The following is a 16754-nucleotide window of genomic DNA, read 5'->3' as shown; positions in this document are numbered from 1 at the left end:
ATATAATTTTTATTAAACTGAATGTTACATATATTCCTCGATAACAGTCAGTTTAATATGAATTGTTATTTTGTGTATTCTTCATAAAGTTCAAACAGTAGTTCAAGTCTATCAAAGTCATCTTTAAACGTAGATTTTTGATAACATTTCTCTACTAATTTATCTAGCTCTCTATGTGCATCCACAAGTTTTTTCGGCATAAGCACTGGATTATAAAGGTCAGCTAAACTATCGTTTGGGTAGTTGCTTCTAGTTTTGCAAACTTCTTTAGCTGCTTTTTCCACTTCCTCTTTTAATTTAGCAGCAACATTTTCTGGCCATGGAAAATTGTTAAAACCTATATTCTTCGAATACCGATTTCTATTATCTGTTCTACCACAAACGTGTTCAGTCCAAACTCTTTTCATAGTGGAACTTATTATCCCAAAATGCCACCATTCAGCATTAGGCATAATAAACAAATTATTATTAGGAATGATAGTACCATTTAAAAATTTCACTGTTAAATATTTTCTTTTTTCACTTGTCGTTGTAGGTATTGCAAGATAACTTGCGGGGTTATTTTGTTCCCTAAATAATCCGGGAGTAGCAGCTCTTTTAATGGTTGCCTTGTCTGAACTCGATTCTCTTAATGCCTTTACGATTTTCAATCGCTTTTGTACTATCTTAAGTGATTTCAATTCTTTTGGTGATGCATCCACTAGCCATAAGCACCAAAGTTTAACATCATGCAATAGTTCTTCAGATCCCATTAACCTTTTTATGTAAGGTTTTACATTAGGTTCATTTATAATTATTTCTATTTTTTCTTTGTCAGAAAATATGAGATTACCACCATCTGTTGGTTGGTTTCCTTTCCTTATTGTTGGAACAGGGCAAATTGGTGCTGTTCTGCTTATAATTAGGGTGTTGTTACTTTCAATAAGATAAGGACTAATTTTCTTTACTTTTATTTTTTGAGGTAATCCACTAGGATCCGGATAATCAAAAATAAATTTATTGGAGCAGTGATTTAATGAAAACCCAATAATTACAACATGAACTCCTGCATTTTTACGTGCTTCATTTTTCCATTTGAATGAGCGATGGGCAAAGTTGATTTTAATATTGTATAGATTTAGTAGTGTGTTCCAAAGTATGCCTACCTGCTCTCCTTTGGTTACTGAATTAATTGCTACAAAGGCAACTTTTATATTTGTTCCTTGAATATATTGAGAAGCGAGTAAAAACCATCCAGCTACATAATTAAGCTTACCTGCACCTGTCTTACCTGGGTAAATATTTTTTATTTCTGTTCTTTGTTGTGATTTTTGTCTATCCCCAGCACCTTTAAATGGTGGGTTTCCAAAAATGAAATTCACTTCATTTTTTGGAATTATACTTTCCCATTCGACTGTTAAAGCGTTGTCATGTTTAATAGACATTGTTCGATTAAGCGGTAAGGAGCTTCTCTGAATAGAACATACTTTTGACAATTCATTATTCATTTGATGATCTGTCAGCCACAATGCAGTTTCTGCTATTTTTGCTGGAAACTCTTCTTTCTCAATACCATAAAACTGCCCAATACTTACTATAGAAGACATGTCATCTTCAAAGCCTCGTGTTTTTTGAGCTTCTAACAAAATATTAATTTCTAGCTTTCGTAACTCTCTGTAAGTCATGATTAAAAAACTACCACAACCACATGCAGGATCAAAAAACTTAAGATTGGCAATTTTTAACTGGAAATTCTTAAGGTGTTTAATTTTTCCACTTTTTATTAGTTTTATTTGAGCAAACTCAGTTTCGAGTTCATCTAAAAAAAGCGAATTTATGACTTTTAGAATGTTTGATTCAGAAGTGTAATGAGCCGACAGTTCCCTACGTTTACTTGGATCCATAGCAGACTGAAACATTGAACCGAAAATAGCAGGCGAGATACTGCTCCAGTTGAATCCTGTACATTCCAACAAAGTTTCCCGCTGTTTACTATTAAAATGTACTGTTTCTAACCTTTCTTTGAATAAAGAACCATTCACATAAGGAAATTCGTTTAATAAAACATCTATATTTTGTTGTCTTTTATCAACTTCCTTATCTAAAGTTTGAAAGATTGATGCTAGTCTCTCGCCAAGATCAGATCCATCCTCTTTTGTGTTATCTCTCAGGTAATCAGCAAATATATTTTTTTCGAATAGTCCCGTATCATCTGAAAATAAGCAAAATAGCAAACGCATAAGAAAAACTTCTAGCTCATGTCCTTGAAATCCAGCATTCAAAAGATCGTCATGCAGTTTTCCCATTTTTTCAGCTGCAACTATATTTACAGGGACCTCATCTCTGTGTGTTTTTTGCGTATATCCGGCAATAAAACCAAGCAAATGAATGTTTTCTTCTAATTCTGATAATTTGAATTCATACTCTTTATTTTCATCTAAATCATGTAATCGAAAATTTTCAAAGTCTGAAACAAGTACAAATTTCGGTAATTCGTATTCTTTTAAGCTGTCAAAGTACTCAAGAGCTTGAGAGTAAGCTTTGTCGAGATTTTTACCTCTTGATTTGTGCTCTACAAGTAAAACGCCTTTCCAAAATAAATCAATAAACCCATGCTTACCACTTAACTTCTTTACAGGCTCTTCAAAAGTCGCAATACGCCGTCTAGAAATACCAAAAACTTTGAAAAATTCATTCCAAAATGTCTGTGATTCGGCATTTTCTCTCTTTGCGGACTTCCATTCTCTTGAGAATTCTACTGCTCGTTCTCGTATTTCATTCCAGCTAAGTGGCACTTTATATATCCTTTTAATTGTCGCTTTTGATTAGATCGATTAGCTACTGTATTTTTATTGATTATTTTAGGCTGAACCTCCCTTGGATAAGTAACAGCCCTATATAAGGTTTTCATCTTAGATTACCTGTATTTAAAACTCAATAAATGATGCATAAGATTTTCTTAATCGGTTGCTCTTCACGAACGACTGACTTTACAGTTTGTATAAAAATCAACCAAAGGAAGTACAAATGGCAACATCTAGAAATAAATCGGTTTTGAGTACATTAGAATTCACCATCAGACCTATAAAAAAACATACAGACCCTATTTTACAACGTAGAGGAAAGTTAGTTTCAAGACTAAATATTCAACTCGAAATGGCAAAGTGCTTAATAGAAAATGAAGTTTTTACCGCCTACAAAGAGCAATGGGTTACTGACCAAGAAACAGGAATTAAAGATAAAGTAAAAATACCAAAGCGAATCCGATCTTGGTTTTATTCGATAAGCGATATTTATTATTTCGATCTAAAATACGGTAGTAAACCTCTTGAAGCTTCAAAAGGTAAAGCAACGGTAGTAGTTGGTGAAAAAAGACGCTTAACGAGCGTTATACAAAGCCTAATAGGTGCTGTTGAAGCCGGAGAGTTGGATACTCAATTGGCAACAATTAAACGTGTAGGTAAAAAATAATGGCTCGCCTAGGCAGATGCCCGATGTGTAACGAGTGGGCGAACCTCAAAAAATGCGAACGTTGCTACACAGTTGAATGCGTACGCTGTTCTAATCCTAATATATGTAGTGTTTGTAAAACTGGTAAGAAAAAGGATTTGCCGTAAATGGCAATCCTTAGAGAAATTGAAGTGCGGTATAAATTCACAGAAGTTAGCTGTGACATAACAGGTCAAAAATTAGAGTCACCTGAACTTGTTTACGCCGCCTTTAACTTCTTAAAGTATGAAGCTAAAGAGAAATTCATAGTTATCAACTTGAATAATCAACATGGTATTATGAACTATGAAACTGTGGCAACTGGCACAGTGAACAGTATTAAACTTCGCCCATGCGAGGTACTACGAACTGCCGTGTTATTAAATGCGCCCGCAGTGATACTTGTACATAACCACCCATCAGGGTATCCAGACCCTAGCAAAAGTGACATAGCTATTACTAGTAAAATTGTAGAGTGCGGCAAACTGCTTGGTATTGATGTACTAGATCACATTATTATTGGAGATAGCGACTTTGTGAGCTTAAAACAAATAGGTAAAATGTAAGACTAATATATTGAATTATAAAAATAAAAGCCCCGTTCAATTAAGAACAGGGCTTTTAAATTTTGGTACCCGAAGACGGACTTGAACCGTCACTTCTTTCGAAACCGGATTTTGAATCCGGCGTGTCTACCAATTCCACCACTCGGGCAAAGGAATTCAAGCTGTTTAAGCTTTGCAAAGTTTTCTGAATCGTTCCAAATAACTTTGCAAAACTTTGCAAGTAAATCGCGGTAATGATGTTACCACTATACGCTTGATTTTCAAAGACTTATCAAACCTCACATCGAAGACGCTGTGCTTTTTGAATCCCCCATGTATACCAATTTCATCACGCTGGCATTTCTTTTCTATAACTTCAAAATTGATGCTTGCAAGCAAAGGATTTTGAATTCCCGCCGTATCTACCAATTCTATAACTCCGGCGACACAGTAACTTTAACATTGCGGCTAAAGAGGCTGGCATTATACGAAAATGAGTTCAGTAAGCAACTAGTTTTCTCAGCATTATCACTGACTGTTGTTTATTTATGCTATTTAGACATTTACTTAGCTCAACAGCTCAGCAATTCATGAGGTTATGCCCTAACATAAAGCCAATTGCACCGATTGCCTGGCATAACATCAATGCGGATGTTACTAGCCATTGTTCGGCCATGACTAGTCAGGAACAGTAAGTTTAAAGTCTTTTATGACTTCTTCTCGACCATTGACCTGAATGGCAATTTTATGAGCACCCGAATAATACTTGCGTGTGGTGATGGCCTTAATGGTGTGATGTTTGGTTAAGCTAATGCTCTCTTTGCTATTTAGTGTTATTTCTTTCAATTTAAATACTTTGGCTGATAATTTACCATTCGCTTTCATATGGTAAATAACAAAATCAATGGCCAGTTTTTGCGTACTGTTTGAGCTTGAAGTTAGCTGCACACTAAAAGATAAAACATCACCCAGTGTTAGCTCTGTATTTATTAGAGAAAACTTTTCTAGAATAACGTTAGGAAACTCAGTAAAGCCAAGCAGTGGAAATACCTCGGGGTTGCCTGATTTAATTAAGCTGCGACAAGCGTGTTTAATTACCCATTGGGTCTTAGTGGAGGCGTCTTGTTGCCAACGTTTACACATATCAATAACAATATCAGGGTTATCTTTGGCAATATCGTTTAAGTGGTTGGCGACCGAGCGGCGCACATATTCACTGTCATCATCTTTTAATTGCTCTAATAACCATAAATTGGGGCTGGGATCCTGACAAAAACGCTGTAACCTTATGCCCCAAGGTAAACGAGGTCGTGTTCCTTCAGAGGCTAAGCGCCTGACATGGTAATCATCATCTGTTACCCACTGGCGTAAATATTTAGCCGATAAATCAGGGTACTTTTCAATCAGCGGCCTTATGGCAAATTCAGCCGAAAATAAGCTGGTTAGATAATGTAAACAGTCAAATGCCAGCTCGGGAAAGTCTAGGCCATATTTGGCGACAAAGTCGGTTACTGGCCAAGCGGCAAATGAACGTAGGGCATCATCAGGGTCGCCGTGATCCCAATGGGGTTTAAGTTGAGTTAAAATTTTATGGCAGGCGATAAAGTCTTGCGGCAAGTGCTTGGCTAATACCGCAATAAAATGGTTTACCCGCTGCTTTAATTCTAGGGCCGCTAAGCCCGAGTCAATTTGCGCTATAAATTGCTCGACATTAAATTCAGGATAAACCTGATTTATTGCCTGGGCAATTCGCTGTGCCGAGGCCGTATTTAAGCCGTCTTTCATTAACCTTTGTGCCGCCATGGTCCTCTAATACTCTTTTATATTTGATGTGCCTTGAAAAAAATATCCACTGCGCTATGCACTTGTTGTCTTATTTCATCATCGGTGATTACTGTGTTTGGTAACAATAAGGCCTGGGTATGTAATGGCCCTTTGGTCATTTCTATCAACATTTGCGCAGAAAAATGACAATCCTCTATGGTTAATACTTGCTGCTCAGTTAACCAGTACAAGTAATCGGCTAAAGGTAAAATCCCCATTATCCGCCCTCTTTGATTAATGACCTCACCCAACTCTGGAAATTTAACCACCTGTTGTACCACTAAGCGAAATAGCGACATCATTGTTGGTGATAACATGCCTTGGGCAAAGCGAAAACACACATCATTAAGCGCAGCTTTGGCTGACAATTCACGGTGAATATCGGTTAATGTATGGGCTTGTTTGTATACTTGCCTATTAACAACCGCGAGTAATAATCCTTGTTTATTACCAAATTCATTATAAATAGAACGACGCGAACCTCCAGTTTCGTTGATGATCATTTCTAGAGAGGTTTCATCAAAACCGTGTTGGAAAAACAACTGCTCAGCCGCGTCCCGTATTAACAGGCCTCGATCACTTAAGGTTTCATTTTCTTCGCTAACAGGTTTTGCCATTATTTTTACCGTAAACATTAAATAGGGTTGACATTGGTACTACATAGTACCAAACTATTTCGGTACTGAGCAGTACCATTTGTCAATCTGCTGGCATTATCAAGCTAACCTACTGGGTTACAACAATACTTTTGATAATACTTTGAACAATATACTTTTGCCTATAATGCTATCAAGACAAGAGTGAATGAAGGAACAACCATGCGCACCATATCGCTACTTTTTATCGCCCTATTTCTCCTAGGGTGTAATGAACAAACTAAGCAAATTGAAACAGCCATTCGCCCCATTAAATGGACACAAGTAAGTCTTTCCACACTAGAACAAATACGGGTATTATCCGGTATTGTTGCTCCCGTTGAAGCCACTACACTTAGCTTTGAAGTTAGCGGTAAAATTGAGCAGGTTAACGTTAACTTGGGTGCACATGTCAGTAAAGGTCAGCCCTTAGCACATTTACATAAACGTAGTTTTAACTTAGAGCTGCAATCCGCTAAGGCAAAATATCAACAGTCAAAAGTGAGTTTAGCCGATGCTAAAAATACTTATGCTCGTTATCAAACCTTACTAAAACAGGGCGTTGTTTCACAATCAGGTTTTGATAATGCTAAAGCAAATTATGATGCCAATAATAGTGCCGTCGCTGTTGCACAGGCACAATTAGATATTGCCAATAAAAACCTACAAGACAGCATTTTACGTGCGCCTTATGATGGCATTATTACCCGACGATTATTTGAGCCGTCTCAGCAGATTACTTCCGGCCAATCGGTCTTTGAAATTGAAGGTAAACATGGCCTAGAAATTCAGATTATGGTGCCCGAAACCTTAATTCAAGAATTAACCCAAAATGCCATTTTACCAATAAGATTTCCGGTATTGCCTAATATCAAAATGAAGGGTCGTATCACCGAAATAGGTACCAGAGCAGAGTCTGCCAACGCCTTTCCAGTCACCGTAGTATTGCAAGGTAATAACCCTTTATTACGCGCCGGCATGACCGCTGAAGTAGAGTTTATTTTTGAGGGTATAGGCAGATCAGGACATAAAGGTCCTGCAATCAAGATACCACTTACCGCCATTAGCGCCGGACTAGAGCAAAAGGTTTTTGTCTTTGTCTATAACACCGATGAAAAAGTAGTTCATCGTATAGAAATAAAAACAGAAAACATCTTAAACAACCAAGTATATATCTCTGCTGGATTACAGTCGGGTGACATAATCGCCACAGCCGGAGTTGCCTTCCTTAGAGATGGCCAAAAAGTTAGCTTGCTAGACGCTAAAACTAAGCGATTTAACTAAGCCGAGCCTAAGGAATAATAATGAATTTAACCAAAATCGCCTTTAAGTATCGTAAAAGTGTTTTTTTACTGCTTGGTGTTATGTTAGTTAATGGTGTGTTTGCCTACTTCACCTTGCCTGCGCAAGAAGATCCCACTATCACCATACGTGAAGCTATTATCAGTACCTCTTTCCCCGGTATGTCTCCTGACAGAATTGAACAACTTATCACCAAAAAACTGGAAGAAGAGCTACGAAAAATCCCTGAAGTTGAGGAAATTAAATCAACCTCCACCATAGGTTTATCCATTATTCATGTCAAAGTTTATGACCGTTATTTTAACCTTGACGATATATGGCAAAACGTACGTAATAAAACCACGGCAGCCCATCAAAGAATGCCCTCAGGAACACATACTCCTCATGTTAATGATGAATTTGGTGATGTCTCGGTTATCACTCTAGCCTTAACCGCCGACGGTTTTGGCATGGGTGAAATGTATGATATTGCCCAACATATACGTGATAGTTTATATGGCGTGCCAGGCACTAAAAAAATTGAAATTCTTGGCCGTCAAGAAGAGCGAATTTTCCTAGAAGTGTCTAATGCCAAGTTAGCGCAACTGGGCATCTCGCCCAAGGCGTTAATAATGGAGCTGAAAAATCAAAATATTATTAGCTCAGGCGGGCAAATAGACACGGGAGCCATCAGTTTTATCGTAGAGCCTTCCGGTAACTTTGATAGCATAGTAGATATTGGCAATACCTATATCAACATCCCTGATAGCGAAAATTTTATCGCGCTAAAAGATATTGTCACCCTGCGCAGAGACTATATTGATCCCCCTGATAAACTTGCCTACTTTAATGGCCAACCGGCAATATTTTTTGCGATTTCAAAGTTACCCGAATTTAACTTATTAGAATTTGCCCCGCGAATGATGAAGAAATCGGATGAAGTAGCCAGCACCTTACCGGTAGGATATACCATCAATGTTGCCACTTACCAAGCCAAGCAGGTAGAGAAAACCATTAGAGGTGTCTCGGTTAATGTATTGCAAACACTGGCGATTGTATTGGTGGTGGTTATTTTATTTTTAGGACTGCGAGTAGGACTTATTGTTGGCGCTATTGTGCCCTTTGTTATGCTTACTACACTCACCATAATGCAATTTGCCGATATGAAATTAGAGCGTATGAGCTTAGCGACTTTAATTATTTCCTTAGGTTTATTGGTAGACAACGGCATTGTTATCGCAGAAGATTTTAAGCGTCGTATCGAAAAAGGCATTGCCCGTTATGATGCTATGTTACAAGGCAGTCAAGAATTAGCCATTCCCCTACTGAGTTCATCTGTCACCACAATTTTATTTTTCTTACCCCTAATGCTGGCTGAGCATGTTGCTGGTGAATATACCCGCTCTATTTCTTTGGTGATCTTAATTACCTTATTAACCAGCTGGATATTAGCCTTATGTGTCACGCCATTATTATGTTATTTTTTCATTAAGCCACCAAAAAAATCTGATGGTAAGGCTTTACTGACCAACAATAAAGATGCTATTTCCGGAAAATTTTATCGCTACTACGAAATGTTTTTACATTGGTTATTAAGACATAAAGCACTGTTTATCAGCGCTATGCTGATGTTATTTGTTATTTCTATAATAGCCATGGGCTCGGTTTCAAAGCAGTTTTTCCCCGACTCTGATCGTACACAAATTATTATCAATATCGACTTACCTAATGGCACGTCTTCAAAAGAAACTAACCGCCAGATGAAAGAGATATTCTCATGGTTAGATAACAAAACACGTTTTGCCTTTATCGACAGCTACTCTGGTTATGTTGGTTTTAGTGGTCCACGTTTCGTGATGTCATTAGCGCCGGAAGACCCTGCGAAAAATAAAGGTTTTATTGTACTCAATGTAAAAGATGAAACCGATATTTCCGCTAAGGTTCTCATGTTAGGCCGTGATATAGAGCATGACTTCCCTAATGTATCGGCTCGGGTAAGTAAGATGTTTTTAGGGCCATCAGATTCCAATACCATTAAGATTCAGGTAAAGGGCCCAGACAAAAATGTCATCTATAGAAAAGCCCAACAGATCATGGATGTACTCCATGACACACCAAACACCATAGATATCAGAACCGACTGGGAAAACCTGATTGTTAAAATTGATGTGAAAATTGATCAACACAGAGCAAAACGCTCAGGACTCACTTCATCTGAAATAGCGCAAGCACTGGAAACCTATTTTTCCGGTACACAAATCACTGAGTACCGTGAAGGTGATGAAATTATTCCAGTGATCCTCAGAGCCGAGCAAGCTGAACGAGAAAACTTAGACCGGTTAAGGACCCTCACCATCTATTCTGAAAAAACAGGAAAAAGTGTACCGTTATTTCAAGTGGCTGAACTGGCACCCAATAATCAATTTTCTATTATTCAACATGAAGATTTATTTAGAACCGTGAGTATTCAAGCTCGAAATACAGAGATGGCAGCAGAAGACTTAAAATCGCTAATCGATGCTAGAATTCAAGCGCTAAAACTCGACTTACCGGTTAACCATATTATTGAATATGATGGGGTAATTAAAGACTCTCGAGAGGCTCAAAAGGCCTTAGGGGCAAGTATGCCGATAGTATTAGGACTTGTTTTGATGTTGCTAGTGGCACAATTTAATTCTTTTAGACAAGCAGCAGTGATCACCCTTACCATTCCATTAGCGTTTATTGGTGCAGTATTAGGTTTATTTCTGATGCAGGCACCCTTTGGCTTTATGGTTACCCTAGGGCTGTACAGCCTAGCCGGTATCATTATTAATAACGCCATAGTATTGATTGATAGAATTCAAATAGAAACCGCGGCAGGTAAGTCTGACTATCAGGCTGTGATTGATGCCTGTTTAACTAGGTTACGCCCCATAGCCATGACCACTATCACTACCGTGATGGGATTATTGCCGTTAATTATCGGTAAAGATCCCTTGTTTTACGGTATGGCAAATGTGATTGCGTTTGGCTTAGGCATAGGTACCATTTTAACCTTAGCGGTAGTACCAGCACTGTATTGTGGCTTTTATAAAATTAAGGCGACTCAGCCAAGTTCAGCCTAAATAGCCTGGCTTGCTAAGGAATTAGCAAGCAAAATACTATACCAACAAAAAAGCCACCTTCTTTGACCAGGAATACCTGACAAAAAAAGTGGCTTTTTAATTAAGTCGTTCGCTATCTAAAACTTACTTTTTAGCAGGCTTTTTCAACATTGTAAGCTGTTTTGGCAACAGCGTTTTTCTATTGACATAAACTAAGGTCATAGCTAAAACAAATAACCAGATACTAATGGGAGTAAGTATTTGCGTCTTCTTTACTTGACTGAGCTGAGCTGCAACTTGACCATTTACCGCAGAGGTGATTTCGCCACCACTATTCATCACTTTATCTAGGGAAACCAATTCCCGGGCACGAGTAGGTTGCTCTTGGACAGTTTTAGTAACATTGAGGCTAGCATTATCAATTATGCTAACATTGCCAGCTATAACGATGTCTCCGCCAACGGCCACACGGCTTAGAGTGTCAGCGTCTGCTCGGGTAACGCCGATTTGCTCGGCTAATGTTGGCACGGTTATAAGTACGGCAACAATAAATGCACTTCCAGATAAAAATTTACTACTCATGCTAGCCCTTTTCTTTGATAGCTACTTTCTATGATTGTATGTTTGTATCTGTCGCTAAATGGCAACAGCTATAGTTTGCGCAGATTATATACTAATCAAGTAGCGGCCGACATCAATGTGAGCAGAGTCGTATATAACTAAAACGCATAAGACAACCAATTAGTAACACTATATTTACAAAATGTCCGAGCTTAGTTGCTTTTATTACTCATTAATTAACTAGGCCAGTACTTGCTCCTTGACGTTTAATACAATGACACCACAGATAAACCTAGCGGGTTGAATACTTCCCGACTCTACCCTAGCTCATAGGGATACTCAATTAAGATAAATTTTGTTAAACTACAAAAATTATTTTCCGCTGTTTAAATTTGCAATAACTTAATATATAGAAGGTTCAATGACTGATACCACACCTGTAATTTTTCCTCGCGCTGGCTTTAGACGTCGCTTCGGCTCATGGGTCTATGACTTTCTTATCGCTTTTGCTGTTTATATGGCAGCTGGAGCCTTTAGTTTTTTATTAATGTTTATTGGGCATCATTTTGGCTTATTTGATATGCAAGGCCAACAACATTTTTCCGATACCATAGCCAATACGGCTTGGTTAAAGTGGCCTAATGAATTATGGAAAATGGCTTGGGTCAGTTTTTTCTTTGTTTATTTCTGGAGTAAGAGTGGCCAAACATTAGGGATGAAAGCATGGCGTTTACGCGTACAAAACCTTGATGGTTCACTGTTAAGTATAAACACTGGCATTAAACGACTAGTACCAACGTTATTCGGTTTAGGTACTATTTTGGTTGCTTTTGATAGAAAAAACAAACTGAGCTTACAAGATAGATTAACTAACACAGAAGTTGTGGTGTTATCGCTAGAGGCTAACCGAGGTCGTTTATAACAGCTTAGCGGGGCTTTTCCTTTAACCTAACTAGTCTAAGGTAAGTTATCTTTATCGACATTTTCGCTATTAACCCTAATTGATTAACCGGTTAATAGCGAAAAATTAAGCGCTGAGCTGTTAGCTGGGTTTCTTACTGATAAAGTACCAAGCAGCGCTAATGAAGAGCAAACTCGGCATCGTTGCCCCCAGTATTGGCGGAAGTTGATAGACCAAACTCATCGAGCCCAATACTTCATTACTAATGAAAAATAGAATACCGGTAAAAACCCCCATCATAATGCGCGCCCCCATAGAAACTGAGCGAAGCGGACCAAAAACAAACGACAGTGCCACCAGCAGCATTACCGCTACCGTCAATGGTTGCATTAGTTTTCGCCAAAAAGCGAGTTCATAGCGGCTAGTGTCTTGTTCATTAGCCTCTAAATAATCTAAATAATCAATCAAACCTCGTAAAGAAAGTGACTCGGGAGTAACGGTCACCACCCCTAGCTTTTTCGGTGTTAACGACGATTTCCAAACTTTTTGACTGTAGTTCTTCGTAATAATTTCATCTTCAAGCAATATAAACTCCTCAACATCCGAGAGCAGCCAAGCATCATTTTGATAAATGGCACTTTTAGCCGCAATCCAACTATCAATTCTTAATTGCTCATTAAAACCATATATTTGAATATTTTTTAATCGACCTTTATCCATTACTTCACCTATATTGACGAAGTAATCACCGTCTTTTGCCCAGACACCATTTTTAGCTGAAATTAAACTGCCGCCAGAAATAGCTTGTGCACGAATTTCTCGGGCTTTAGCTTCACCACTTGGCGCTAACCACTCGCCAATAGCCATACTAACAATAATCAATAAAATGGCTGTTTTCATTACTGACTTAATAATATCTAACTTTGATAAACCTGCTGCTTGCATCACCACCAGCTCACTATTACTGGCTAACATGCCCATGCCAATTAAGCCGCCAATAAGCGCTGACATAGGAAAAAACACTTCCACATCACGTGGTACCATATGAAGTACATATAAGGCGGCGTGGGCAAGATCGTAATCACCACGTCCGATAGCGCGCATTTGTTCGACAAATTTAATGATGCCACTGACGCTAACAAATACGGCTAAGGTAGTAAAAGTAGTAGAAGCTATGATGCGTCCAATATATAAATCAAGAATACGCATTAATTACCCTTACCTTGTTCGACAAATTTAATGATGCCACTGACGCTAATAAATACGGCTAAGGGAATAAAAATAGTAGCAGCACTATTATGAGTAAAACGTCCAATATATAAAGCAAGAATACGCATTAATTACCCTTACCTTGTAAGACAAATTTAATGATGCCACTGACGCTAATAAATACGGCTAGGGGAATAAAAATAGTAGCAGCACTATTATGAGTAAAACGACCAATATATAAAGCAAGAATACGCATTAATTACCCTTACCTTGACTGCTTTTAGCTTTAGTTTTACGTTTAAAGCTAGGTAGTTTAAAGCTAGGTAGTTTTGCTTTGATAATTCGCCCAGTACTACGCTCCTTCATTAACAGCATTATACCGATAAATAAGGCACTAATATGTACTGGCCATAAGCCAATAACACTAGGAATGGCATTTTTTTCTATGGCTGAACGCATTGACGTTAACAATAATAAATATCCTAAAAATAACATTAAAGCGGGCAGCAACTTACCAAATTTACCCTGCCTAGGGTTGACTACACTTAATGGCACGGCAATAAAAATGAGAATGATACAAATTAAAGGAAAAGACATTCGCCATTGAATAGTAGCGCGGTAAGCTGACTCTAACTCTGGGTTATCATTGTTATATAACTCCAGCGTGGTTAACGCACTTAACTTACGATGTTGATGTTCAACTTCTTGATCTTTAATTTGAATATAGTATTTGTCGAAGGCCACTGACTGGAATTCACCGCTATCAGCATCTCTGTGATAACGAATACCATCACCTAGTACTAGCTGTTGTGAGCCCGATTCATCTTCATATACTCGGCCTGTTCTAGCGTACACTAAACTTGAATTGATAATGCTTGCGCCACTATGCTCACCCTTGGGTAACTGGGCGACAAAAACTTTATTAAAGCTATTGGTCTCTCGATCTTTATCATGAATAAATACCACGGCATCTTGATTACCCGTTTGCTGAAAACGTCCTGAAACTAGGGCACTTAAGCCAGAGTCGGCGGCAAGTTCTTCTTTTACTTGATATTGATATTCAGAGGCCAGGGGCGCAAGGTATAAAGTGAAAATACCGGTAACAATGGCGGTAATAACTGCCAGTACTAACGTCACTCGGACGACATACCACTCGCTGACACCACAGGCGTGTAACACTGTCATTTCACTGTCCGCATAAATCCGGCCATAAGCAAGTAACACCCCTAAGAATAAGCTTAGTGGCAGAATAAAACCAGCAAGGTCGGGGATTTTCAAAGCGATAAAAGTCATCACTAGTTGCCCTGGTATACTGCCTTCTGACGCATCACCGAGCACACGGACAAATTTTTGACTGATAAAAATAGTCATTAACACAAAAAATACTGCTAATTGTGTTTTGGCGACTTCTTTTAATAAATAACGAAAAATGATCACAAAAAGATCCCGTAAAAACTTAGTTTTTTTCTGACATATTGGCAAATATTGAGTAAACTTGTCGTTTTCATAAGTAAACTATATAGTCAGTGAGTAACTAATATTGATGAGTGCGACTATAATTATAGCCCTTAGCGATATCAATTGAATAGACAAGAGTGCTATTTTTTACTTATTTTAGCAAGTTAAGCTAAATAATTACCCTATAAAATTGTAAAAGGAAAAGTCATGGAGTTCAGTGTAAAAAGCGGCAGTCCCGAAAAACAACGTAGCGCTTGTATTGTTGTTGGTGTTTTTGAGCCACGCAGACTTAGCGGTACCGCAGAGCAGCTTGATGAAATAAGTGAAGGCTACATTAGCAACCTTTTACGTAAGGGTGATTTAGAAGGTAAAGCAGGACAGATGTTATTATTACATCATGTGCCTAATATCTTAAGTGAACGGGTGTTATTAGTCGGTTGTGGTAAAGAACGCGAGCTTGATGAACGTCAATATCGTCAAATAATTACCAAAACAATTAATACCTTAAATGAAACAGGTTCTATGGAAGCGGTATGTTTCCTATCCGAGTTACATGTTAAAGGCCGTGATATTTACTGGAAAGTACGTCAAGCAGTAGAAGCGGCACAAGATGCCTTATACAGCTTTGATAGTTTAAAAACTCGCATTGCCGAGCCACGACGCCCTTTACGTAAAATTGTTTTTAATGTGCCAACTCGCCGTGAACTGCCTATTGGCGAACGTGCCGTTACCCATGCATTAGCCATTGCTGAAGGTATTACTACCTGTAAAAATGTTGCTAACATGCCACCAAACATTTGTAATCCAGCTTATCTGGCTGAGCAAGCGAAGATTCTTGATACTGATTATGACAAGATAACCACCACCATTGTTGACGAAAAAGAAATGGAAGAACTTGGTATGGGCTCATACCTTGCCGTTGGTCGTGGTTCAGCGAATGAATCATTGATGAGTATTATTAAATATGATGGCGCAAAGGATGACTCGAAACCATTAGTTTTAATCGGTAAAGGTTTAACCTTTGACAGTGGCGGTATTTCATTAAAACCAGGCCTTGGCATGGATGAAATGAAATATGATATGGGTGGTGCTGCCAGTGTATTGGGTGCTATGCATGCATTAGCCGAGCTTAACCTACCAATCAATGTTATCGGTATTTTAGCCGGATGTGAAAACATGCCAAGCAGTAACGCTTACCGCCCAGGTGATATATTAACCACTATGTCGGGTCAAACGGTTGAAGTATTGAATACCGACGCCGAAGGCCGCTTAGTATTATGTGACGCGCTTACCTATGTTGAGCGTTTTGACCCTGATATAGTAATTGATGTGGCTACCTTAACCGGTGCTTGTGTTGTTGCACTTGGTGCACACGCTACTGCCTTATTCACTAGTCATAACCCGCTTGCCCATGAGCTTTTAAATGCTTCAGAGCAAAGTGGTGACAGAGCATGGCGCATGCCGTTATGGGATGATTATCAAGATCAACTTGATAGCCCATTTGCTGACTTTACCAATCTAGGTGGCAAAGAGGCCGGCGCCATTACCGCCGCTTGTTTCTTATCAAAATTCACTAAAAAATATAACTGGGCACATCTAGATATTGCTGGCACCGCATGGCGCAGTGGTAAAAACAAAGGTGCAACAGGTCGCCCGGTAAGCATGTTAACGCAATTTTTGCTTAACCGTGCCGGTCAAGAACAAGGCGAGTAATTGTAGCAGGGAATTTATTCCCGATTGTCACGCTCATACACAAGTATGAGCTTAATCGCGGTTAAAGCCACTA

General features: G+C 38.6%; 14 protein-coding genes and 1 tRNA gene. 6 read left to right on the top strand and 9 right to left on the bottom strand.

All coding sequences use genetic code 11. From position 1 onward, the window contains the following. Positions 1-65: 65 nt before the first annotated feature. A complete protein-coding gene (locus MTCD1_RS11325; protein WP_057179687.1) occupies positions 66-2774 on the bottom strand; it encodes a class I SAM-dependent DNA methyltransferase in 2709 nt (902 codons plus the stop codon). A gap of 232 nt (positions 2775-3006) precedes the next feature. Here MTCD1_RS11325 and MTCD1_RS11320 point away from each other — a divergent pair, with 232 nt between their 5' ends. Continuing rightward, entirely contained in the window at positions 3007-3450 is a 444-nt protein-coding gene (locus MTCD1_RS11320) for a DUF6641 family protein (RefSeq protein ID WP_057179686.1), read from the top strand. Between the two features lie 146 nt (positions 3451-3596). Next, positions 3597-4034, top strand: a complete 438-nt coding sequence (locus MTCD1_RS11315) for a JAB domain-containing protein (RefSeq protein ID WP_057179685.1) — start codon at positions 3597-3599, stop codon at positions 4032-4034. A 63-nt stretch (positions 4035-4097) separates the two neighbouring features. Here the strand turns inward: MTCD1_RS11315 and MTCD1_RS11310 are convergent. The 3 genes from MTCD1_RS11310 to MTCD1_RS11300 form a co-directional block, all read right to left on the bottom strand. After that, positions 4098-4182: transfer RNA gene (locus MTCD1_RS11310), tRNA-Leu, on the bottom strand. Positions 4183-4691: 509 nt separating this feature from the next. Next, positions 4692-5816 (bottom strand): DNA alkylation repair protein, encoded by a 1125-nt coding sequence (locus MTCD1_RS11305; RefSeq protein ID WP_057179684.1) that lies wholly within the window; start codon positions 5814-5816, stop codon positions 4692-4694. Between the two features lie 17 nt (positions 5817-5833). Continuing rightward, a complete protein-coding gene (locus tag MTCD1_RS11300) occupies positions 5834-6454 on the bottom strand; it encodes a TetR/AcrR family transcriptional regulator (protein ID WP_057179683.1) in 621 nt (206 codons plus the stop codon). Positions 6455-6655: 201 nt separating this feature from the next. On the opposite strand from MTCD1_RS11300, the gene MTCD1_RS11295 reads away from it, so the two are divergent. Beyond that, complete coding sequence (locus MTCD1_RS11295) at positions 6656-7756, top strand: efflux RND transporter periplasmic adaptor subunit (protein WP_057179682.1); 1101 nt, start codon at positions 6656-6658, stop codon at positions 7754-7756. Positions 7757-7776: 20 nt separating this feature from the next. After that, entirely contained in the window at positions 7777-10860 is a 3084-nt protein-coding gene (locus tag MTCD1_RS11290) for an efflux RND transporter permease subunit (RefSeq protein ID WP_057179681.1), read from the top strand. A gap of 123 nt (positions 10861-10983) precedes the next feature. Here the strand turns inward: MTCD1_RS11290 and MTCD1_RS11285 are convergent, their stop codons facing one another. Further along, positions 10984-11421, bottom strand: coding sequence for a hypothetical protein (locus tag MTCD1_RS11285; protein WP_057179680.1), 438 nt, complete (start codon positions 11419-11421; stop codon positions 10984-10986). 400 nt (positions 11422-11821) lie between these two features. Here MTCD1_RS11285 and MTCD1_RS11280 point away from each other — a divergent pair, with 400 nt between their 5' ends. Continuing rightward, positions 11822-12322 (top strand): RDD family protein, encoded by a 501-nt coding sequence (locus tag MTCD1_RS11280; RefSeq protein ID WP_057179679.1) that lies wholly within the window; start codon positions 11822-11824, stop codon positions 12320-12322. 120 nt (positions 12323-12442) lie between these two features. Here MTCD1_RS11280 and lptG read toward each other — a convergent pair whose 3' ends face one another. Genes lptG through lptF form a run of 4 tightly spaced genes read right to left on the bottom strand, consistent with a single transcriptional unit; the run spans position 12443 to position 14947 of the window. Beyond that, entirely contained in the window at positions 12443-13510 is a 1068-nt protein-coding gene (gene lptG / locus MTCD1_RS11275) for an LPS export ABC transporter permease LptG (RefSeq protein ID WP_057179678.1), read from the bottom strand. Further along, positions 13510-13638, bottom strand: coding sequence for a hypothetical protein (locus tag MTCD1_RS22135; RefSeq protein WP_257721032.1), 129 nt, complete (start codon positions 13636-13638; stop codon positions 13510-13512). Before MTCD1_RS22135 ends, lptG begins: the two co-directional genes overlap by 1 nt. Continuing rightward, a complete protein-coding gene (locus tag MTCD1_RS22130; RefSeq protein ID WP_268807355.1) occupies positions 13638-13766 on the bottom strand; it encodes a hypothetical protein in 129 nt (42 codons plus the stop codon). Before MTCD1_RS22130 ends, MTCD1_RS22135 begins: the two co-directional genes overlap by 1 nt. After that, positions 13766-14947, bottom strand: a complete 1182-nt coding sequence (gene lptF / locus MTCD1_RS11270) for an LPS export ABC transporter permease LptF (RefSeq protein ID WP_057179677.1) — start codon at positions 14945-14947, stop codon at positions 13766-13768. Before lptF ends, MTCD1_RS22130 begins: the two co-directional genes overlap by 1 nt. Positions 14948-15175: 228 nt before the next feature. On the opposite strand from lptF, the gene pepA reads away from it, so the two are divergent. Further along, on the top strand, positions 15176-16681 hold the full coding sequence (gene pepA, locus MTCD1_RS11265) for a leucyl aminopeptidase (protein WP_057179676.1): 1506 nt from the start codon (positions 15176-15178) through the stop codon (positions 16679-16681). Positions 16682-16754 lie beyond the last annotated feature (73 nt).

The sequence above is a fragment of the Colwellia marinimaniae genome (genome assembly GCF_002207865.1).
GTDB classification, from domain to species: Bacteria; Pseudomonadota; Gammaproteobacteria; order Enterobacterales; family Alteromonadaceae; genus Colwellia; species Colwellia marinimaniae.
The sequence above is the reverse complement of the archived record's forward strand: the minus strand, read 5'-3'. Positions and strand labels throughout refer to the sequence as shown.

Coding starts and splice junctions, on each gene's coding strand:
- MTCD1_RS11320 (WP_057179686.1), top strand. CDS start 3,007: ATGGCAACATCTAGAAATAAATCGGTTTTGAGTACATTAGAATTCACC.
- MTCD1_RS11315 (WP_057179685.1), top strand. CDS start 3,597: ATGGCAATCCTTAGAGAAATTGAAGTGCGGTATAAATTCACAGAAGTT.
- MTCD1_RS11305 (WP_057179684.1), bottom strand. CDS start 5,816: ATGGCGGCACAAAGGTTAATGAAAGACGGCTTAAATACGGCCTCGGCA.
- MTCD1_RS11300 (WP_057179683.1), bottom strand. CDS start 6,454: ATGGCAAAACCTGTTAGCGAAGAAAATGAAACCTTAAGTGATCGAGGC.
- MTCD1_RS11295 (WP_057179682.1), top strand. CDS start 6,656: ATGCGCACCATATCGCTACTTTTTATCGCCCTATTTCTCCTAGGGTGT.
- MTCD1_RS11290 (WP_057179681.1), top strand. CDS start 7,777: ATGAATTTAACCAAAATCGCCTTTAAGTATCGTAAAAGTGTTTTTTTA.
- MTCD1_RS11285 (WP_057179680.1), bottom strand. CDS start 11,421: ATGAGTAGTAAATTTTTATCTGGAAGTGCATTTATTGTTGCCGTACTT.
- MTCD1_RS11280 (WP_057179679.1), top strand. CDS start 11,822: ATGACTGATACCACACCTGTAATTTTTCCTCGCGCTGGCTTTAGACGT.
- lptG (WP_057179678.1), bottom strand. CDS start 13,510: ATGCGTATTCTTGATTTATATATTGGACGCATCATAGCTTCTACTACT.
- MTCD1_RS22135 (WP_257721032.1), bottom strand. CDS start 13,638: ATGCGTATTCTTGCTTTATATATTGGACGTTTTACTCATAATAGTGCT.
- MTCD1_RS22130 (WP_268807355.1), bottom strand. CDS start 13,766: ATGCGTATTCTTGCTTTATATATTGGTCGTTTTACTCATAATAGTGCT.
- pepA (WP_057179676.1), top strand. CDS start 15,176: ATGGAGTTCAGTGTAAAAAGCGGCAGTCCCGAAAAACAACGTAGCGCT.